This window comes from Micromonospora sonneratiae (assembly GCF_042679305.1).
GTDB lineage: Bacteria > Actinomycetota > Actinomycetes > Mycobacteriales > Micromonosporaceae > Micromonospora_H > Micromonospora_H sonneratiae.
This window is the reverse complement of record NZ_JBHTMP010000045.1, coordinates 37,871-56,565: the sequence shown is the minus strand read 5'-3', so window position 1 is coordinate 56,565 and position 18,695 is coordinate 37,871. Positions and strand designations below refer to the sequence as shown.

Sequence of the window (18,695 nt, the reverse complement as noted above, 5' to 3'; positions counted from 1 at the left end):
GGGCGCGCGCCGCCCGGATCGCCGCCACCCGGCTGACCGACCTGCTGTGGGTTTCCGGCGACGGGACCGGGTTGGCCGGCATGCTGGCCGTCGCCGCCGTGAACACCACCGTGGCCGCGCTGCCCCGGGCCGTCGCGTGGTGTGCCGACGGCCGGCTGTGGGAGTACGCCGCCGACCCGGACACCCGGGTGCTGATCGTCTCCGAACTGCTCCGGGTCTCCGCCCCGAGTCCGATCCTGCCCCGGGTCGCCGCCGGCCCGGGTCGGCTCGCCGGCTGCCCGGTGCGGCCCGGTGACCGGCTGGCCCTGGTCGCCCGGCATGCCGCCGACGCGCACCGGTCGGACCCGAACTGTGTCTCCCCGGCCCCGGCCAGGGTCGCCCAGTTGGTCTTCGGTGCCGGGTCGCATGCCTGCCCGGGTGCCCGGTTGGCTCGGGCGCAACTGTCGGACACCCTGGCTGCCCTGGCCGCGTACCTGCCGGTCGTGGTGCGGGCCCGGGCGGAGCGGCGGGCCGCCCTGCCGGGTTGGGCCACCCTGTCGATCCGGGCAACCGCATGAACCTCGCCGGGGTACGGGTGGCGGTCACCGGGGCGAGTGGCTTCTGCGGAGCGGCGGTGGCCCGCGCTGCGGCAGCCGCCGGGGCCGAGGTGACCTGCCTGGGTCGACGGCTGGGGCCGGTCGGCCGGCACGTCTTCTGGGACGCCACGCTGGCGCCCCCCGACCTCGCCGGGACCGACCTGGTCGTACATCTGGCTGCCGCGGTCGGCGACCCGGCACCGGGCCGGGCCGCCGACCGCACCTTCGAGGCGGTCAACGTGACCGGCACCGCCCGGCTGATGGAGGCCGCCGGAACGCGGCCGGTGGTCTGGGTGAGCAGCGCCAGCGTCTACGATCCCCGGGTACGCCGGGACCGGATCGCCGAGGACCATCCGATCGGCGGCCAGTTGACCGGGTACGGACGTACCAAGGCGGCCGGCGAGCGACTGGCGCTGGCGGCGGGGGCCGTGGTGTTGCGTCCCCGGGCGGTCTACGGGCCGGGTGATCCACATCTGCTGCCCCGGCTGTTGGCGGCGGTGCGGGGTGAGCGTCTGCTCCTGCCCGGCCCGGATGTGTCGCTGTCCCTGACCGCTGTGGAGAACCTCGCCGACGCCTGCCTGGCCGCGGTCGCCTGGCCGGCGGGCGCCTACAACATCGCCGACGAGCAGCCGTACTCCCGGGATGCGGTGGCCCGGGCGGCCCTGACGGCGACCGGACGGACGGCGCGGGTGACGCACGTGCCGGTTGGCCTGGCCGTTGCGGCAGCCGCGCTGGCCACGGCCCGCTCCCGACTGCCCTGGGCAGGGCCGCCCAGCCTGACCCGGTACGCGGTCGACCAGCTTGCCCACGGCGTGGTCCTGGACACCACCAGGGCACGGGCCGAGGGCTTCCAGCCCCGCCGCTGTTTCAGCGATTTCCTGACCGACCTGGCCGCTGCCCGGTGACCAGAGCCCGGTGACCAGAATGCCCGGTGACCAGAGTGCCCGGTGACAGAGCCTTCGCCATTCCAGCCGATCGGTTACCTAATCTCAAATTGCGCTATCCCCCACCAAACCGATTGTTCCGGTTCAGCCGTTCAGCGTGATCATCAATCGGACCCGTCATGATCGACAATCCGGTCAACGCATGTCGACGACCCTCGATACCATCGTCGGATGCCCGCTCCCAGGTCCAGCCGGCGTACCGCGCGAACCTCGCCCGGATGGCAACCTCCATCACTCGCCATCGTTATCATCGTTGACGGATGGACACGCTCCACATTCAGAAGTCTGCTCGACGAAGGAATGTTGCCTGAACTCGCCGATTGGCTGGGGCAAGGAGGAGAGCTCATTCATGACGTGATTTCTGTTATCCCATCCGTGAGTCTCGCTTCACACGCGACACTGCTGACCGGACAGCCGCCGAGAAGACACGGGATTCCCGCGCATCTGTGGATGCATCCCGTCAGTCGACAGGTCGTCAACTACCAGACCCGGGCCGTCCGTCGACTCAATTCCGATCTGACACCGGACACCGCAACGGTGTTCGAGTACTACCCGGACAGCACCGCCACACAGACCCTGGTCACCAGAGGGGCGAGCAGTGTCACCAGGCTCGCCACCCAGAACTCCCTGCGACTACTCCGCAGGATGACCAGCCAACTCCGCCGGACCCCCTGGGGACTACATGTCTGCTGGCTTCCGGCAGGCGATACGGCAGCACATCGCTTCGGCCCGGACTCGGTCGAGGTGGCCCGGGAAATGCGGACCGTCTCGACCGCGGTCGGCGAACTGCTGGACGAACTACAGAAGCTGGGCGTACGCCAGCGGACCTCACTCGTACTGGTGCCGGACCATGGCCATCGAAGGTCACTGACGTCCACTCCGCTGCAACGCGTGCAGAATGCGTTGCGGGACGTGGCGCCCACCTGGGACGTACGGGTGAATCCCGTGGTGGCACTCGGCCCCACCGCGCCCGACGATGTCGTGGCCCTCACCAGCGGTGGCTCCTCGCTCCACGTCTATCCGCCCGATCACCTGGGACCCCGGGGCGCCGGTGAGTTGATCGAGGCGATGAGCGGATGCGGCGAGTTCGGGCTCGTCGTCGGACAGTTGACCGACTCGTCACATCTCGTGGCCTCCGCCGACGGTACGGCCCGCCTCGAGTGGCAGGACGGGAAGACCGACGCGCACTACACGGTGACCAGCGGGTCCGATCCACTCCGTCTGGCTCTCGACGAGAGCGGAACCATCGACCTCGACACGCCACGGTTGGACCAGCCGTACCCGGACTTCGTCGCCCAGTACCTCAGCTCGATCGTTCCCGGCCGGTCAGCGCCGATACTGGCGTTCGCGCAGCCGAACCGCTACTTCACGACCGGCCCCCGACCGGCCTGGCGGTTCGGGTTCCACCGGGGCAGCCACGGCGGCCCGCTGGCCGACGAGGTGCTCGTCTCGGCCATCGTGCAACGCGCGGAAGCCCGGGCCGGCGAGATGCCGAACGGTCCCGTCCGGTCACGCGACCTGCTCAGATTCTGCGGCATCCTGCCGCTGCTCGACGGACCTTCCTGATTCGTGACGCAAACTGCATCGAGGTAGCGAGACATGGAGACGCCCCCGGAAATCGCACCGCAGCCGAACCCGAAGCCGAAGCCAAAAGCGAAGACAGGGACAACGGAGGAGCAGAAGTATCTGGAGGCGCTGGCCGCCGACTACCAGTCCCTGCGTGGCACATTCGACCGCCTCGACCAGACGAGCACGGGCCTCCTGGCCGTCGCCGTCACACTCACCGCCGCCTTCGGCGCCTTTCTGCTCGACTCCTGCAACCTCCCGTCCTTCACCTGCACCCCGCGCACCTGGGCACCGCTGTACGCCTTCCTACCGCTGGCCCCGTTCGCGACCATGCTGCTCTTCGCCGACATGGGAAACGCGAAGACCCTCCGGATGTACTACACACGTGCGGTGGAGGCAGAGCTGATGCGGGTGACCAACGCGCCCTCGATCTCCTTTGCCGAGGGTTACCCGATCCGGCTGCCCGCGTACGGCCATCTCTCGGTGGGACTCTTCGGTCAGCGTCGGGGCCGTCCCCGCTACCGCCTCACCCTGCTCCTGCTCTACGTATCGGTCGCTTCGCTCTACGCCTTCACCACCGGACTGAGTCTGTGGATCGCCCGGCCGATAGACCTCCAGATAACGATGCTGTTCGTCTACGCATTCATTACCGCGGTGATCATACGCATCACCTGGCTGGGCAGTTTCGGTTCACGGACGCTGTGGAAGGACGCCACGATGCCCTTCTCCTGGGCGGTCCACGACACGGAACAGCTTCCCGGAGCCAGGACCACCCCGACGCGCATCACGAGATCGATCAGGGCCTACCTGTTCGTACCCAGACCACATGAACTGCTGGTCCGTTTCTGGATAGTTCCATTCTCCTGGCTCCTGGCCGCGCTGCTCAGCGATTCCCTCGGCGGACGTCAACTGGTGACGGCGCTGGTGGTGGCGGCCGTCTTCGAGTTCGTCGTCTATCAGGGGCGCTATGTCGCCAACGACCTACGCGGCATCGGAATAGACGACGAATACTCGTCCTACAAGAGGAGGAACAGGTTTCCCTGGCCGGTCAAGCCGTCCTGGGTCCGGTGGGCGATCCTCTCCATAGTCGTACGGGTCGGTCTCGCGGTGTGGATATCGCTGCGCATACTGCCCTCCGGTCCGGACCGGATCCTCCTGGTGGCGATCGCGGCCCTGGCCGTACAGGCGACGATCTACGAGGCGCTACGGGAGCGGGTGTCCGTCTCCACCGGTACGCCGACGACCCTCCTGTCCCCCGGAAAACTGGCCATCTACCTGGTCGTCGGACTCGGATATGCGCTACGCGCATGGATCGGATTCGCCCTGGGCGGCCTCGGTCAGTTCGGCGCGCTGGCGATCGTCCTGCCGGTCCTGGCCATGCTGGCCTTCGGCGTCATGTCCGTCACCATGGCGTGGGCGCTCAGTGTCAGCACCCAGGTGGTCCCGACAACGGACCGGGTGCCGAGCGACAGGTGCAGCCGGACCCTGTTGAAGATGACCCACCTCGGACCGCTGGGTGTCCAGGCACGTCTCATCGCGCCCGGCGAGATCGAGTACGTCAACCACATGGCCCTCGACCCCGGCCAGCAGGAGTCGCTGCGTCACCAGCGGTTCCTCGAACCCGTCGCCGGGATGACCATCTGGAACATCGCCTCGCTGATCACCACCGCCTGCGCGCTGGGCACCGTCGCCGTGGTGGCCCCCGAGGGGCACGCATCGCTTCTCGGGCTGGCGCTGCTGCTCGGCACCACGATCCAGTACGCGGTCGTCCGGTCCTACGGCTCCGGCGCTGCCGACTCCGCCAGAACGTCACGTCGAAGACTCTCCGCCCCGCTGGTCGCCGTCACCGGCGCGGTCAGCACCGGCCTCATCTTCGGCATCCTGTCCTCGACCGAAACCGGAGTCAGCGCCGGGCTCGCCCTCGCGCTGGCCAGCTTCGGCTACCTCTACTTCCGCCATGCCTGTGTGGCGGACATGGAGGTCACCCTTTCCGACGTCGTCCGTCCACTCGGACGTGCCGTCCAGAACCTGACCCGCCGGGTGGTCGAGCTGATCTTCGGCAGGTACGCCGCGCAACTTGTCTGGAATCGCGAGAGCGGTGACCGGACCGATCGCGACGACGTACCGGCATGACCCGTCCCGGTTGGCCGGACACCCACCGAGCTGCCATTCCGGGCAGTTTCCAAGTGGCATCATCGACCGCTGTCGCCATCACGGTGAAGCGGCGTACAGTTTCGATACCGTAGCTCTCCGCAATCGCAGGGGGACGCATGACCCGACGCTGGACGGTCGCCGTCACCGCCGTTCTCGCCATCTTCGCGCTGGCCTGCGAGGGTGGCGGCGGGATCGGGGAGCCCACGCCTCCGCCCAACTCACCACGCCCCGGCCTGCCGTCCGCCATGGCCGCGCTCGGCGACTCCATCACCAACGGGTTCGGCTCCTGTCTGGTGCTGGCCGCCTGCCGCCGTAACTCGTGGTCCACCGGTGACGGACAACGGGTGGAGAGCCACTATCGACGGCTGCTTGCCGCCAACCCGGCCATCGACGGCAACACCCACAACCAGGCGTCGTCCGGGGCACGGGTGGCGGCACTTTCCGAACAGGCCGCAGCCGCCGTACGGGCCAAGGTGGACTACGTCACCGTCCTGATCGGTGCCAACGACGCGTGCCGCAGCCGGATCGACGCGATGACCAGCGTCGCCGACTTCCGGTCCGGCGTCGACCGGGCACTGTCGACCCTGAAGCAGGGGCGGCCACGCGCCAGGGTGCTGGTGGTGAGCATCCCGAACCTCTACCGGCTGTGGGAGATCGGGCACCCCGAGGAGCGGGTGACCCGGGCGTGGGGGCGCGGCATCTGCCCGGCGCTGCTGGCCAACCCGACCTCGACGGCCGAGGCCGATGTCCGTCGGCGGGCGGAGTTCCGGGCCCGGATCGCCGCCTACAACGACCAACTCTCCGCTGCCTGCCGGGCGTACGGTTCCCGCTGCCGCTACGACGGCGGTGCCGCGCACCAGGCCCGGTTCACCCTGGACATGCTCAACAGCCTCGACTACTTCCACCCGAACGCCGCCGGGCAGAGCAAGCTCGCCGAGGTGACCTGGGCGAAGTCCGGCTTTGCCGATCGGGTCGGCTGATCCGCGTAGCCGGTCGGCCACCCGATCCGTAATGCCCGACCGGGTTCCCGGTCTTCACCTCCACCCGGGTCCGCCGCTGGTCTACCGGATCGCCGGCGGCGCATACCCTCCGGGCGTGCCGTACAGCGCTGGTGGCCCGTACGGTGCCGCCGGCCGGTAGAGGGTCTGTGCCCGGCTGGCCAGGTCCTTGGTCGCCGAGGAGTTGGCCCAGGTGCCCAGAATGATCGCCGCACCCGGCACCACCTTGGCGAACGCCCGCTTCGCGGCCCGGACCCCCGCCATCTTGGCGAGCTTGACGCCGAGTCGCAGCATCGTCTGCTGCAACGGACTGCCTGACTGCCGTAGTAGTTTGGCGGCCCGCTCCCGTCCCGCTGCCACCCCGAGAGCCAGCCGGGCTGTCTCGGCGACCTTGTGGATGCCCTGTAGCACGAGCAGATCGGTCGCCCGGTCCACATGCGCCGGGTCGCGGCCGTACGCGGCGGCGATGTGCAGCACCATCCGGGCCTGGGTCCAGGCCAGGACTCCGACGTCGACGATCGCGCCGGGCAGACCGGCCGCACCGGACACCGCACCGGAGAGGCGGGCGCGGGTGATGAACTTCTTCGCTGCCAGTTGCGCCAGGCCTTCCGGGGGGATGCCCGGGAACTGCGCACGATTGCGGGCGACCCAGTTGCGGGCCTCGGGTCCCAACCGCCGGACCGCTTCCAGGGCGAGATACTCCGGGGCGTACTGCGGGTCGCCCTTCATCTGCTCCCAGAGCCGCCTCGGCGGATCGGCCGCCATGTCGATGTCGGGTGCGCTGTCGTCGAGAACGTCTCCTTCGGCGACGTCTCCATCGGCGATGTCGTCGGGAGCATCGTCGTTGGCCCCGTCCACGGTCGGGACGGAAGCCGGTGCCGCGCGGCCGGCAGGCGGGACCGGGTCGGCACTCTCACCGGTGGTCGGGACCGGATCGGTCAAGGAATGCTCCGAGGGATGAGACGGGTTGCCAGGTGTACGGCCAGGCCGGTGTCGACGCACCGGCCTGGCCGATCCATTCTGGCGGGCCGGATCAACCCCTCATCGATCGCCCGGGGCGATCACTTCCAACCAGGCACGATGGCGTCGACCACGATGGTCGCCCGGCCCTCGTGCTTGGCGTAGTGCTCCGGGAATGCCGAGACCTGCACTGCCTGCGCCGCCTCGGTGAGCCGCATCCACTGCCAGCCGGGCACCTGCATGAGTGCCTCGAGGAACCGGGTGGTCGCGTACGCCGGGTCCATCAGCTTGCCCACCGGGCCCCAGCCGGTGCTGCTCCGCTGCTGGAACAGCCCAACCGAGTCGTGGTCCCAACCGACGCCCTGGTTCGGGTAGTTCATCGACTCCGGCAGTACGCCACTGGCCAGGTTGAGCAGGTTGCTCTCCTGCATGGCGGTGGCCACCGCGATGACCAGGGCCCGACGCGGCATGCCCATGTCACGTCCGGTCCGCACGATCGCCTTCGCGTTGTTCATCTGGGCAAGGGACAGCCCGGCAACCGGGCCGGGATCGACCGGCGGCGCGGGTTCCGCCGGCGGCTCAGGCTCAGCCGGCGCAACCGGCTCGGCAGGTGGCACCGGCTCGGCGGTGGCGGTTCCGGCCTCGTCCTGCGGTGCGCTCTCAGCGGTTTTCGCCTCGTCGGCGCTCCTGGTCGCCCGGGAAGCGGCCTGGTCGGCCAGGGCCCGCTGCTGTACGGCGACCGGGTCGATGGTGGCTGTGGCTTCAGCCGTACCGGTGGGGGTCTCGGCGAATACGGCGAGACCGAGGCAGACGATGACCCCGGTGGCCACGGTCAGTCGGGCGGAACCACGCCGACCCAGTGTCTCGCGGACCCTGATCCGGGACTCCGCGGAGGCCAGCTCGGTGATGCGGGCCCGGGAGGCCATCCGCAGACCGGCGAACCCGCGCCTGGACCGCGTCGCCAGTACGGCGATCCGGTCCGTCAACCGGGAGGCGCTGCCCGGCTCCTCGTCAACCGACCCGGATGAGGGGACATCATCCGTTCGGACAGTGGGGGTAGCGGCGGCGTACTCGTCGTCAAATCTGTCGTCGTCACGCATTCGACGAGGCTAAACAGCCACCCCCGAAACTACATAGAGTCATTTTGTGGCGCTCGCCACAATTGCTGACTGATTAATCGGTCAGCAGCTCACAGGCGCTGAGCGCACCACCCAACCAGAGCAAGACTGGCAATTCGGTTATCGCACCTATGGCGGACCAAGCAGGCATTTACTTTCTAATCAACGGGAAAATGATCACCCAGTGTCACCATCCACCGTTCGGTCAATGCCTGTGGGGACGCCCGGCCCACGGCCACCGGCCAACCGACCCAGTCCAAGTAGTGATCTTCGTCCCGGGGACGACAGCCGGGCGGGATGGAATGCGGAAGGATGTCGGGGGCGTTTGCTACATCGAGGCGCTGTCTGTCCCGGACACGTCTCGACGCATTCCGTTGAGGAGGTCTTGACCGGTGCTCGATCCGAACGAGCTCTACGAGCTCACCGACGACCTGCCCGACCTGGGTCAGCCGGTACTGATCCAGGCGCTGACCGGCTTCGTCGACGCCGGCAGCGCGACCCGGCTGGCTCGTGAGCACCTGCTGTCCACGCTTGAAGGACGCCTGATCGCCACCTTCGACGTCGATCAACTGGTCGACTACCGGTCCCGCCGGCCCGTCATGACGTTCGTCGAGGACCACTGGGAGAGGTACGAGGAACCCCAGCTTGAGCTTCATCTGCTGCACGACGACGCGGGCACACCGTTCCTCCTGCTCACCGGCCCGGAACCCGATCTTCAGTGGGAGCGGTTCGTCGCGTCGGTGATCGAACTGATCCGCCGCCTGGACGTACGCCTCACCGCCGGGCTGAACGCGATTCCGATGGCGGTGCCGCACACCCGCCCCACCGGGGTCACCGCACACGCCACCCGCCGGGACCTGATCGCCGGCTACGAACCCTGGCTGCAACGGGTTCAGGTGCCGGCCAGCGCCGGGCACCTGCTGGAATACCGGCTGGGCCAGCAGGGCCGGGACGCGTTGGGCTTCGCGGTGCATGTTCCGCACTACGTCGCACAGAGCGAATACCCGGCTGCGGCAGAGCTACTGCTGTCGTCGATCTCCCGTACCACCGGACTCCTACTGCCCAACGAGGGACTGCGGTCCGCGGCGGAACTCGTCCGTACCGACATCGATCGGCAGGTGGCCCAAACCAACGAGGCGGGCGCGCTCGTCCAGGCGCTGGAGGAGCAGTACGACGCGTTTGCCCGGGGCCGGGGCGAACCCAACCTCCTGGCCACCCAGTCCGGACCACTGCCTACCGCCGACGAACTCGGAGCAGAGCTGGAACGCTTCCTCGCCGAGCAGGGCCGTCCCGGGGACCAACCGGGTCGGTGACCGGCCGGGGCCTGGCCGCGCGCACCGCGTACCCGGCCAGGCCCGGTGCGGCGCGACGGTGGCCTGGTTCGGCGCGGCGCGCCTGGCACCATCCGTTGTCGTGCGGCAGGCTGGGCACATGCGCCTGGCGACCTGGAACGTCAACTCGGTGAAGGCCCGGCTGCCCCGGCTGCTGGACTGGTTGGCCGCCACCCGCCCGGACGTGCTCTGCCTACAGGAGACGAAATGCCCGGATGGCGCATTCCCGGTAGCTGAGGTGGGCGAGCTGGGCTACTCGGTCGCCAGCCACAGCGACGGCCGCTGGAACGGGGTGGCCGTGCTGTCCCGGATCGGCCTGACGGACGTCATGGTGGGCTTTCCCGGCGAACCGGGCTTCCCCGAACCGGAGGCCCGGGCCATCTCCGCAACCTGCGCCGGCCTGCGCGTCTGGTCGGTGTACGTGCCGAACGGTCGGTCCCTGGATTCGCCCCACTACGAGTACAAGCTGGCCTGGCTGGCGGCCCTGCGGGAGGCGCTTCGCGACCAGCTGCGCTCGGGGATGCCGCTGGCGGTGTGCGGCGACTTCAACGTCGCCCCGACCGACGCCGACGTGTGGGATCCCACCCTGTTCATCGGATCGACGCACGTCACCGAACTGGAGCGGCAGGCGCTGGCCGACCTACGCGCCCTGGGCCTGCTGGACGTCATCCCCAGACCGATGAAGGGCCCCCATCCCTTCACCTACTGGGACTACCGGGCCGGCATGTTCCATCAGAACAAGGGCATGCGGATCGACCTGGTGTACGCAAGCAGCTCCTTCACCGACGCGGTGCAGTCGGCCTATGTCGACCGCGAGGCCCGCAAGGGCAAGGGTCCTTCCGACCATGCGCCGATCGTGGTCGACGCCGAACTTGCCGTCCCGGTCGGCCCGCGGGAGGCCTAGGGTCGGGTAATCGAGGTCCCTTTACCTGTTGGGGGTTGTGGTCAGGGAGCCAACTGCGGGGCTGTCGAGCTGCCCCGCCTGTGCGCCCAGCTCATCAGGATGCTCAGGGCAACAGGCTGAGGCCTGGCTAAGGCCAGCCACCGCCTGGTCAGGCACTCAAATCCGATCTTGGAAAAAGCGACAACGATTAGGCGACGCTACCGCAGCTGGAATCATCGGGAGATGCGGACAGAGAGCGAAGAACTCGAAGCCGTGGTGCGGCTGTGGGAAGCCCATTTGCAGGCTGACTTCCCGGAACACCTGAGGGGCGTAGACCTGCTTGGCATCGACATGGTGATGCTCGACGCCGACCTCGCGGGCTGCGTCAGCACCTGGCTGGGTAATCGAGGCAGCCTGGACGGAAGACGCCAGAGGACTCTTACCACCCGTCGCATAGCCGATCTTGACCGCGTCCTACCGATCCTGGTCGGCCACCAAGAGCGGGCATACTACGGCCGGTTGCGGGCCATAGCCGTAGCGACGTTTGACATGTCGTAGGAATCGGCCTTCATCGCAGTTGCTGACGCATTGCCCGACCAGACCTGATTGTTTGGCGAGGCGCGATACTGCTGCAGCGCGCCGCGCCGACCGATGTCGGCCGGAGACCGCCGGCAGGCCGAGTACGCCGGGCGGGGCCCCAACTCGATTACTCGAATCAGCCTTTCTGCTACAGCACAACCCCGAGGGGTTCGATCCAGCAGCTCGCCACGTGGGGCTCGACCAGCCGCCTCGCCTCCTCGGCGTCCCCCGGCACAGCCCGCTTCCAGACGCACCGCGTCTCGGTAACCCTGGACCGGCCCGCCCTGGGCTTCGTTGCCGTTGTGCCCCGGCGATGGTCCCGGGACGGTTCTCGTTCTCTGGAACACCGCTCTCCTGTCTCCTGCCTGGAGCGGCCGACCGCCCGATGCCGCTGATCTAAGGTGAGGGCATGGCAGTCGTAAAGATCAACGCGATCGAGGTACCACCCGGAGCCGGCGAGGAGCTGGAACGCCGCTTCGCCGCCCGGCAGGGCGCGGTCGAGAACTCGCCCGGCTTTCTCGGATTCGAACTGCTCCGGCCGGTAGCCGGCGAAAGCCGGTACTACGTCTACACCCGCTGGGAGAGCGAGGAGGCGTACCAGGCCTGGGCTCAGGGACCCGCTCGGCAGGCACACGCCCATGGCGGAGAAGCTGGCGAGGGTGCCCGGCCGAAGCCGGTCGCCTCGCGCGCCAGTCTGCTGGAGTTCGAGGTCGTCCAGCACGTCGGGCCACCCGCACCGTAGACGGACACCGCGAGGCGGGCACCCCTTCCCGTCGGACACGCCGCTTCGGGCCACGCACGTCACGTCGCACCACGCGCCGTGTGACGCGTCACGCGCCACGCGACTTGATCAGCGAGGCGAAGGCGACCACGTTGTCCGCGTACCCGATGCTGCCGCCGACCCACTGGCCACCGCAGGTGATCAGGCGAAGTCCCGGCCGCGCAAAATCGCCGTAGACCCGGTCGGCCGGGAGTCCCGACTTGTCGAACCGCTCAACCGAGTTGACCTCGAAGACCGCCACCGACTGATCCGCCCGCGTCACCTCCACCCGGGCCCCGGGACGCAGTTTGCTCAGATTGTGGAAGACCGACGGACCGGTACGGGTGTCCGCATGGCCGACGATGATCGCCGGGCCGAACTGGCCCGGGGTCGGGCCACGGTCGTACCAGCCGGTCTCGTTGTGCCGTTCGAGCGCGGGCACCGCGATGGAGCCGTCGGCGGCAAGACCGACCTGGTGCACCGGCGCGTTCACCTTGATCGACTTGACCACGATCCGGACCGGTCGGCTCGGCTCCAGCACCGGAAAGTCCCACGGTGGCGGTCGCTGACCCAACCGTAGCCAACCCAGTGGCGAGTTTCCCGACTGGCCGAGTCCGGCCCCGACAGCGAACACCCCGGCCAGCACCAGGACGACGGCCAGGACCCCGCTCCAGCGCCGTCGGCCACGTCGCGCTACCGGCGACCGTGAGCGATGGCTGGGCGTACGCTGCCCGCTGTCCACCAACCGGCGCTGCCCGCCGTTCCGGCTGGCACGGCTGACTCGCGGAGAGCGACGGGACATCGGACCGTTCCCGGCTGACGCGCGGACCATGGCCGATTCGTCAACCGCCGGCCCGGCCACGCACCGGCCGAGGTGCGGAATGTCGGTTTCTGCGGCGCAGCACGACCAACCCGATCGTCAGCCCGACCACCGTGCTGCCGAGCCCACCGGCTACGAGCAGACCGCCGAAGTCGTCGCCGGCCGCACCCCCGAAGCCGGTGGCCGGGCCGTGCTGGGGTCGGTCACCGGCGACCACGATCAGCCGGGTGGTGGCCGTACCACCGTCCGGACAACTGAGTCGGACCCGGTAGCCGTCGGGATTCGTGTCGCGCGGTACCCGGGCGGTCGTGATCAGGAACCCCGCCCTCGGCTGGACGGTCACCGATCCGAACGCGGGCGACTCCACGGTTGCCGGTTGGTTGTTGCTCCGACAGCTGGCCCGGATGTCGACCGGCCGCCCGGCCTCGACAGTGCTCGGTGTGACCTCGACGAAGATGTCCGCCGCCCGGGCCGGAACTGCCCCGAGCAACACCCACGCGGTTACGGCGACTGCGGCCAGTAGCCGGGCGCCATGGCTCAGGCAAGACATCACCCGCCCCTTCCTGCGCCGCCGGCCGGGGTGTCGCCCCTGCCGCCCGTACCGGATCTTCTCTTCGTGGGTCATGGCTCACAGGTGACCGACCCTGGCGGTCGCGTAGGCTCATGTCCCTGTGACCTCCACCCACCAGGACCAGACCGCCACGGTGCCGCCCCGGCATCCCGCCCGGGTCCGCACCTTCCATCCACGCCGCGGCCGTCTCAGCGGGCGGCACGTCGACGCTCTGGAGCGTCTCTGGCCCGTCTACGGACTGACCGTCCCGGACGAACCTGAGGCACTGTTGGACCTGGTCACCCTCTTCGGTCGCCGAGCCCCGGTGGTCCTGGAGATCGGCTCCGGGATGGGCGACGCCACCGCAGCGATGGCATCCGCCGACCCTGGCCGAGACTATCTCGCAGTTGAGGTGCACACCCCCGGAATCGCCAACCTCCTCGCCGTCGTCGAGCGCCTCGGGCTGACCAATGTCCGGGTCGCCCAGGGTGACGCGCTCGCCCTGGTCCGGCACATGCTGGCGGCGGACTCCCTGGACGCCGTACACGCGTTCTTTCCCGATCCCTGGCCGAAGGCCCGCCACCACAAGCGCCGGCTGATCCAGCCCGCCCACGTCGCGCTGCTACGGTCCCGGCTGGTCCCCGGCGGGACGCTGCACTGCGCGACGGACTGGGCCGAGTACGCCGAGGCGATGCGGGACACGCTCACCGCCGACTCGGAGCTGGTCAACGCGTTCCCGGGATACGCCCCTCGCCCGGAGCACCGACCGGTGACCAAGTTCGAGCAGCGCGGCATCGCCGCCGGCCGTACGATCTTCGACCTGGTCTTCCACCGGCGCTGACCGACCACCGCTGACGGATCGCCGCCGACCGGCCGCCGCTGACCGACCGCCCCGGCCCGCCTCGCCCCCGGCCCGCCTCGCCCCTGCCTCGTCCCGACCGCTGATGATCCTGTTGATCGGGGGCTGAGTGACGAAACCCTGGCGACATGCGTGAGTTGGTCCCCGATCACGCAGATCATGGCGGAACGGGTGAACAGGATCATGAATCGGATTGGCGCTGACGCGATCATCCAGGCACGATGGATCAGCCATGACGCTCACTGATCAGCTGCCGCGCAGCGCCGACCCCGATGCCCTGTACGACGCGTTCACCGGCTGGGCCGCTGAGCAGGGACTCACCCTCTATCCCCATCAGGACGAGGCGCTGATCGAGATCGTCTCGGGCGCCAACGTGATCATGAATACGCCGACCGGCTCCGGTAAGAGCCTGGTGGCCATCGCCGCGCACTTCGCCGCGCTGGCCGACGATCGCACCACGTTCTACACCGCGCCGATCAAGGCCCTGGTGTCCGAGAAGTTCTTCGCCCTGTGCGAGATCTTCGGTCCGGCCAACGTCGGGATGCTCACCGGCGACGCCAGCGTCAACGAGGACGCCCCGATCATCTGCTGCACCGCCGAGATCCTGGCCAACATCGCACTGCGCGAGGGTGACCGTGCCGATGTCGGGCAGGTCGTCATGGACGAGTTCCACTTCTACGCCGAGCCGGACCGGGGCTGGGCCTGGCAGGTGCCACTGATCGAGCTGCCCCAGGCGCAGTTCGTACTGATGTCGGCCACCCTGGGGGACGTCACCCGGTTCGTCGACGACCTGACCCGTCGTACCGGTCGGTCCACCGCCGTAGTGAAGTCCGCGCAACGGCCGGTGCCGTTGATGTTCTCGTACGCGACCACCCCGCTGCACGAGACCCTCGAAGAGCTGCTCAGCACCCGGCAGGCACCGGTCTACGTCGTGCACTTCACCCAGGCTGCCGCCCTGGAACGGGCCCAGGCGCTGATGAGCGTCAACGTGTGCAGCCGGGCCGAGAAGGACGCCATCGCCACGGCGATCGGCAACTTCCGGTTCACCGCCGGCTTCGGGCGTACCCTGTCGCGGCTCGTCCGGCACGGTATCGGCGTACACCACGCCGGAATGTTGCCGAAGTACCGCCGCCTGGTGGAGACGCTGGCCCAGGCCGGACTACTGAAGGTCATCTGCGGCACCGACACGCTCGGCGTCGGCATCAACGTACCGATCCGGACCGTGCTCTTCACCGCCCTGTCGAAGTACGACGGGGTGAAGACCCGCCTGCTCAAGGCCCGCGAGTTCCACCAGATCGCCGGGCGGGCCGGGCGGGCCGGGTTCGACACCATCGGCACGGTGGTGGTGCAGGCCCCGGAACACGTCATCGAGAACGAGAAGGCGCTGGCCAAGGCGGGCGACGATCCGAAGAAGCGCCGCAAGGTCGTACGCAAGAAGCCACCGGAGGGGTCGATCGGCTGGGGCCGGCCCACCTTCGAGCGCCTGATCGAGGCTGAGCCGGAACCGTTGACGTCGAGCTTCCAGGTCAGCCACGCGATGCTGCTCAACGTGATCGGGCGGCCCGGCGACGCGTTCGCCGCGATGCGGCACCTGCTCACCGAGAACCACGAGGAGCCGGCGGCGCAGCGGAAGCACATCCGCCGGGCCATCGCCATCTACCGGGCGCTGCTGGCCGGCGGCGTGGTGGAGCAGTTGCCCGAGCCGGACGAGAACGGCCGGCGGGTACGCCTCACCGTCGACCTCCAGCTCGACTTCGCACTCAACCAGCCGCTGTCGCCGTTCGCGCTGGCCGCCATCGAACTGCTCGACCGGGAGTCGCCGACCTATCCACTCGACGCGCTCTCCATCATCGAGTCCACGTTGGACGATCCTCGGCAGGTGCTGTCGGCGCAACAGTTCAAGGCCCGCGGCGAGGCGGTCGCGCAGATGAAGGCCGACGGCATCGAGTACGAGGCCCGGCTCGAACTGCTCGACGAGGTCACCCACCCCAAGCCGCTGGCGGAACTGCTGGACGCCGCCTACGAGATGTACCGGCGGGGTCACCCGTGGGTCGCCGACTACCAACTCTCACCGAAGTCCGTGGTCCGCGACATGTACGAGCGGGCGATGACCTTCGTGGAGTACGTCAACTTCTACGGACTGTCCCGGTCGGAGGGTCTGGTCCTGCGCTACCTCGCCGACGCGTACAAGGCGGTGCGCCAGACCGTGCCCGAGGACGCCAAGACCGAGGAACTGGTCGACCTCATCGAATGGCTCGGCGAACTGGTCCGCCAGGTCGACTCCAGCCTGATCGACGAGTGGGAACGGCTGCGCAACCCGACCGACGTCGACCCCGAGACCGTCGTGATCGACGATCGGCCACCGGCGGTGACCAAGAATCTCCGTGCCTTCCGGGTGCTGGTCCGCAACGCCCTGTTCCGTCGGGTCGAGCTTGCCGCGCTACGGCGTTATGACGAGTTGGGCACCCTGGACGCCGAGTCCGGTTGGGACACCGACGCGTGGGCGGACGCGCTGGAGCCGTACTTCGAGGCGTACGACGAGATCGGCACCGGTCCGGCGGCACGCGGCCCGGCGCTGTTGATGATCGACCAGCAGCGGGACCGGTGGACGGTCCGGCAGATCTTCGACGACCCGGACGGCGACCACGACTGGGGCATCAGCGCGGAGGTCGACCTGGCCGCCTCCGACGAGGCCGGCGCGGCCGTGCTACGGATCACCGAGGTGGGGCAACTCTAGCGTCCGGAACCCGTCCCGCCCGGCCGACGTTGCGGTGTGCTGTCGCCGGGCGGTGACGACGGTACCGACGTCGCGTTCGCCGGGCGGTGACGACGGTTGCGTCGTCCCCGTACCGTCGTGTCGAGCCATTGGCGAATCCGGACTGTCATTCCCCGATGCCAGGAGTGATTATGATCAGCTACCGGGACATCGAAGCCGCTCGACACTTTCTCGCCGAGGCCTTCGACTTTCGCGAGACGGCGGTCCATACCGATGCGGCCGGCACCGTCCAGCGTGTCGATCTCGCCCGCGGCACCATCCGGATCACAATCGGCCGGGCGGGTGCCGACACCGAGGGTGTCGCACCACCCGGCGGCGCGCACCTCAGGTTCACGATCGGCAACAACCACTGGGAGATCAGCTCGCTCGTGGAACGGGCGACTGCGGCGGGTGCCCGGATCCTGCACGTCGAAGATGATGAGATCTTCGGCGACTGCCTGTTCACGGCGGAGGATCCGGAAGGAAACCGCTGGACCTTTGCCGGAGTCGTCGCCCTCACCGGCTGACGCCGGCACCGGATCGACGAGGTACCGAGACACCCGGCGGGGTAGGTGCACCACGGGGGACCGGCCCGGACCCGAGGCCTCGAATGGCAGCTGCTGTGCGGGTCCGGGCCACCTCGTCGCCCTACGTTCAGTCGATGACCGCGGTGGCCTCGACCTCCACCAGGAGATCGGGGCCGGCGAGCGCGCTGACGCCCAGCCCGGTGAACGGCGGGACCGGGGTGACTCCCAGCTTCGCGGCTGCCCGGGTGATCCCCTCCATCAGCAGCGGCATCTTGTCGGGAGTCCAGTCGACGACGTAGGCGGTCAGCTTTGCCACGTCCCCGAAGGACGCGCCGACCGCGGCCAGGGCGGTGGCGACGTTGAGGTAGCACTGCTCGACCTGGGCGGCGAGGTCGCCCACACCGACCGTGGCCCCGGCGGCGTCGACGGCGACCTGACCGGCGAGGAAGACCAGCTTCGATCCGGTGGCGACCGACACCTGCCGGTAGATGTCGACCTTCGGCAGTCCTTCGGGGTTCACGAGAGTAATGGCCATGCTGACTCCTTACCTGAGTGCCCATGAGTTCCGGGCCCCGAAACTATAGCAAAGCTATGCTATGTAATGTGGTGGCATGGCGAGGACGAAGGATCCCGCGATCCGCACCCTGCTCATCGAACGTGCCGCACACATGCTCCGCACCCGCGAGCCGGTCACCCTGCGCTCGCTGGTGGCCGGGACCGGCGTGTCGACGATGGCCGTCTACACCTACTTCGGTGGCATGGACGGCATGTGGAAGGCCCTACGCCAGGAGGGCTTCACCCGCCTGGCGGCCAGGTTCGCGACGGTGGCCGCCTCCGAGGACCCGGTCCGGGACCTGACCGCGCTGGTCGCCTCCTACCTCGGCAACGCGCTGGACCACCCCGACCTGTACCGGGTCATGTTCGACGCGAGCTTCGACCTCGAGGACCTCAGGGCAGCCGACGCCACCCTGGAGTACCTGGTCCAGGCCGCCCGACGCGCCCGGGACACCGGGCGCTTCCGCGCCGAGACCGACCCGCTGGACCTGGCGATCCAGAGTTGGGCCATCGGCCACGGGCTGGTCTCCCTGGTCGCCAACGGCCCGCTGCCCCGCCAGACACTCGACCACGGTGCCCCCATGCTGACGGCACTGTTCGTCGGCATGGGCGACCAGCCCGACAGGTGCCACACATCGGTCGAGAACGGCTGGCAGCAGCTGCGCCGCCCGGCGGATAGCGCTCCATCTTCGGCGAAAACCGCAGCCCGCAACGTCCCCTTTGGGCTGGGCGAAGCGGTGCCAGTCGATTAGAATGTATGT

17 protein-coding genes and 1 pseudogene are annotated in these 18,695 nt (G+C 68.9%); 13 read left to right on the top strand and 5 right to left on the bottom strand.

What is annotated here, in order from left to right:
* The 5 genes and pseudogenes from ACFQ4H_RS24790 to ACFQ4H_RS24770 all read left to right on the top strand — a co-directional run.
* Nucleotides 1-557 (top strand): annotated as a pseudogene (locus ACFQ4H_RS24790) (cytochrome P450); the annotation flags it as partial.
* Complete coding sequence (locus ACFQ4H_RS24785; protein ID WP_377574712.1) at nucleotides 554-1,480, top strand: NAD-dependent epimerase/dehydratase family protein; 927 nt, start codon at nucleotides 554-556, stop codon at nucleotides 1,478-1,480. The pseudogene ACFQ4H_RS24790 and the gene ACFQ4H_RS24785, both read left to right, overlap by 4 nt.
* Nucleotides 1,481-1,690: 210 nt before the next feature.
* Nucleotides 1,691-3,085 carry an alkaline phosphatase family protein gene (locus tag ACFQ4H_RS24780; RefSeq protein WP_377574710.1) on the top strand — a complete coding sequence of 465 codons (1,395 nt, stop codon included), beginning with the start codon at nucleotides 1,691-1,693 and terminating at the stop codon, nucleotides 3,083-3,085.
* Between the two features lie 33 nt (nucleotides 3,086-3,118).
* Entirely contained in the window at nucleotides 3,119-5,218 is a 2,100-nt protein-coding gene (locus tag ACFQ4H_RS24775) for a hypothetical protein (RefSeq protein WP_377574707.1), read from the top strand.
* A gap of 137 nt (nucleotides 5,219-5,355) precedes the next feature.
* Nucleotides 5,356-6,219: a GDSL-type esterase/lipase family protein gene (locus ACFQ4H_RS24770; protein ID WP_377574704.1), complete on the top strand. Its 864-nt coding sequence runs from the start codon at nucleotides 5,356-5,358 to the stop codon at nucleotides 6,217-6,219.
* An 81-nt stretch (nucleotides 6,220-6,300) separates the two neighbouring features.
* Here the strand turns inward: ACFQ4H_RS24770 and ACFQ4H_RS24765 are convergent, their stop codons facing one another.
* Together ACFQ4H_RS24765 and ACFQ4H_RS24760 are read right to left on the bottom strand one after the other, a co-directional pair.
* Nucleotides 6,301-7,179 carry an EcsC family protein gene (locus tag ACFQ4H_RS24765; RefSeq protein ID WP_377574702.1) on the bottom strand — a complete coding sequence of 293 codons (879 nt, stop codon included), beginning with the start codon at nucleotides 7,177-7,179 and terminating at the stop codon, nucleotides 6,301-6,303.
* A gap of 119 nt (nucleotides 7,180-7,298) precedes the next feature.
* Nucleotides 7,299-8,123: a peptidase M23 gene (locus ACFQ4H_RS24760; RefSeq protein ID WP_449289031.1), complete on the bottom strand. Its 825-nt coding sequence runs from the start codon at nucleotides 8,121-8,123 to the stop codon at nucleotides 7,299-7,301.
* A gap of 584 nt (nucleotides 8,124-8,707) precedes the next feature.
* Between ACFQ4H_RS24760 and ACFQ4H_RS24755 the strand changes: the two genes are divergently transcribed.
* From ACFQ4H_RS24755 to ACFQ4H_RS24740, 4 genes are all read left to right on the top strand, one after another.
* Complete coding sequence (locus ACFQ4H_RS24755) at nucleotides 8,708-9,628, top strand: proteasome assembly chaperone family protein (protein WP_377574696.1); 921 nt, start codon at nucleotides 8,708-8,710, stop codon at nucleotides 9,626-9,628.
* 118 nt (nucleotides 9,629-9,746) lie between these two features.
* Nucleotides 9,747-10,550 carry an exodeoxyribonuclease III gene (locus ACFQ4H_RS24750; protein WP_377574693.1) on the top strand — a complete coding sequence of 268 codons (804 nt, stop codon included), beginning with the start codon at nucleotides 9,747-9,749 and terminating at the stop codon, nucleotides 10,548-10,550.
* Between the two features lie 222 nt (nucleotides 10,551-10,772).
* Complete coding sequence (locus tag ACFQ4H_RS24745) at nucleotides 10,773-11,087, top strand: hypothetical protein (protein WP_377574690.1); 315 nt, start codon at nucleotides 10,773-10,775, stop codon at nucleotides 11,085-11,087.
* A gap of 430 nt (nucleotides 11,088-11,517) precedes the next feature.
* Nucleotides 11,518-11,850: an antibiotic biosynthesis monooxygenase family protein gene (locus tag ACFQ4H_RS24740; protein WP_377574687.1), complete on the top strand. Its 333-nt coding sequence runs from the start codon at nucleotides 11,518-11,520 to the stop codon at nucleotides 11,848-11,850.
* 88 nt (nucleotides 11,851-11,938) lie between these two features.
* Here the strand turns inward: ACFQ4H_RS24740 and ACFQ4H_RS24735 are convergent, their stop codons facing one another.
* Entirely contained in the window at nucleotides 11,939-12,670 is a 732-nt protein-coding gene (locus ACFQ4H_RS24735) for a class F sortase (protein WP_377574685.1), read from the bottom strand.
* Nucleotides 12,671-12,710: 40 nt separating this feature from the next.
* Complete coding sequence (locus tag ACFQ4H_RS24730) at nucleotides 12,711-13,313, bottom strand: hypothetical protein (protein ID WP_377574682.1); 603 nt, start codon at nucleotides 13,311-13,313, stop codon at nucleotides 12,711-12,713.
* Nucleotides 13,314-13,392: 79 nt separating this feature from the next.
* On the opposite strand from ACFQ4H_RS24730, the gene trmB reads away from it, so the two are divergent.
* From trmB to ACFQ4H_RS24715, 3 genes are all read left to right on the top strand, one after another.
* Nucleotides 13,393-14,079: a tRNA (guanosine(46)-N7)-methyltransferase TrmB gene (gene trmB / locus ACFQ4H_RS24725; protein WP_377574724.1), complete on the top strand. Its 687-nt coding sequence runs from the start codon at nucleotides 13,393-13,395 to the stop codon at nucleotides 14,077-14,079.
* Nucleotides 14,080-14,329: 250 nt separating this feature from the next.
* A complete protein-coding gene (locus tag ACFQ4H_RS24720) occupies nucleotides 14,330-16,834 on the top strand; it encodes a DEAD/DEAH box helicase (RefSeq protein ID WP_377574679.1) in 2,505 nt (834 codons plus the stop codon).
* Nucleotides 16,835-16,989: 155 nt separating this feature from the next.
* The gene (locus tag ACFQ4H_RS24715; protein ID WP_377574676.1) at nucleotides 16,990-17,379 is read left to right on the top strand and encodes a VOC family protein; all 390 of its coding nucleotides are present in this window, start codon (nucleotides 16,990-16,992) and stop codon (nucleotides 17,377-17,379) included.
* A 127-nt stretch (nucleotides 17,380-17,506) separates the two neighbouring features.
* On the opposite strand, the gene ACFQ4H_RS24710 is transcribed toward ACFQ4H_RS24715, so the two are convergent.
* A complete protein-coding gene (locus ACFQ4H_RS24710) occupies nucleotides 17,507-17,914 on the bottom strand; it encodes a RidA family protein (RefSeq protein WP_377574674.1) in 408 nt (135 codons plus the stop codon).
* A 76-nt stretch (nucleotides 17,915-17,990) separates the two neighbouring features.
* Here ACFQ4H_RS24710 and ACFQ4H_RS24705 point away from each other — a divergent pair, with 76 nt between their 5' ends.
* On the top strand, nucleotides 17,991-18,686 hold the full coding sequence (locus tag ACFQ4H_RS24705; protein ID WP_377574671.1) for a TetR/AcrR family transcriptional regulator: 696 nt from the start codon (nucleotides 17,991-17,993) through the stop codon (nucleotides 18,684-18,686).
* Nucleotides 18,687-18,695 lie beyond the last annotated feature (9 nt).

What these genes read in the sequence shown, in the direction of transcription:
- ACFQ4H_RS24775 (WP_377574707.1), top strand. Translation starts at nt 3,119, where the DNA reads ATGGAGACGCCCCCGGAAATCGCACCGCAGCCGAACCCGAAGCCGAAG.
- ACFQ4H_RS24710 (WP_377574674.1), bottom strand. Translation starts at nt 17,914, where the DNA reads ATGGCCATTACTCTCGTGAACCCCGAAGGACTGCCGAAGGTCGACATC.
- ACFQ4H_RS24705 (WP_377574671.1), top strand. Translation starts at nt 17,991, where the DNA reads ATGGCGAGGACGAAGGATCCCGCGATCCGCACCCTGCTCATCGAACGT.
- ACFQ4H_RS24780 (WP_377574710.1), top strand. Translation starts at nt 1,691, where the DNA reads ATGCCCGCTCCCAGGTCCAGCCGGCGTACCGCGCGAACCTCGCCCGGA.
- ACFQ4H_RS24785 (WP_377574712.1), top strand. Translation starts at nt 554, where the DNA reads ATGAACCTCGCCGGGGTACGGGTGGCGGTCACCGGGGCGAGTGGCTTC.
- ACFQ4H_RS24730 (WP_377574682.1), bottom strand. Translation starts at nt 13,313, where the DNA reads ATGACCCACGAAGAGAAGATCCGGTACGGGCGGCAGGGGCGACACCCC.
- ACFQ4H_RS24760 (WP_449289031.1), bottom strand. Translation starts at nt 8,123, where the DNA reads ATGGCCTCCCGGGCCCGCATCACCGAGCTGGCCTCCGCGGAGTCCCGG.
- ACFQ4H_RS24735 (WP_377574685.1), bottom strand. Translation starts at nt 12,670, where the DNA reads ATGTCCCGTCGCTCTCCGCGAGTCAGCCGTGCCAGCCGGAACGGCGGG.
- ACFQ4H_RS24745 (WP_377574690.1), top strand. Translation starts at nt 10,773, where the DNA reads ATGCGGACAGAGAGCGAAGAACTCGAAGCCGTGGTGCGGCTGTGGGAA.
- ACFQ4H_RS24720 (WP_377574679.1), top strand. Translation starts at nt 14,330, where the DNA reads ATGACGCTCACTGATCAGCTGCCGCGCAGCGCCGACCCCGATGCCCTG.
- ACFQ4H_RS24715 (WP_377574676.1), top strand. Translation starts at nt 16,990, where the DNA reads ATGCCAGGAGTGATTATGATCAGCTACCGGGACATCGAAGCCGCTCGA.
- ACFQ4H_RS24740 (WP_377574687.1), top strand. Translation starts at nt 11,518, where the DNA reads ATGGCAGTCGTAAAGATCAACGCGATCGAGGTACCACCCGGAGCCGGC.
- ACFQ4H_RS24750 (WP_377574693.1), top strand. Translation starts at nt 9,747, where the DNA reads ATGCGCCTGGCGACCTGGAACGTCAACTCGGTGAAGGCCCGGCTGCCC.
- ACFQ4H_RS24770 (WP_377574704.1), top strand. Translation starts at nt 5,356, where the DNA reads ATGACCCGACGCTGGACGGTCGCCGTCACCGCCGTTCTCGCCATCTTC.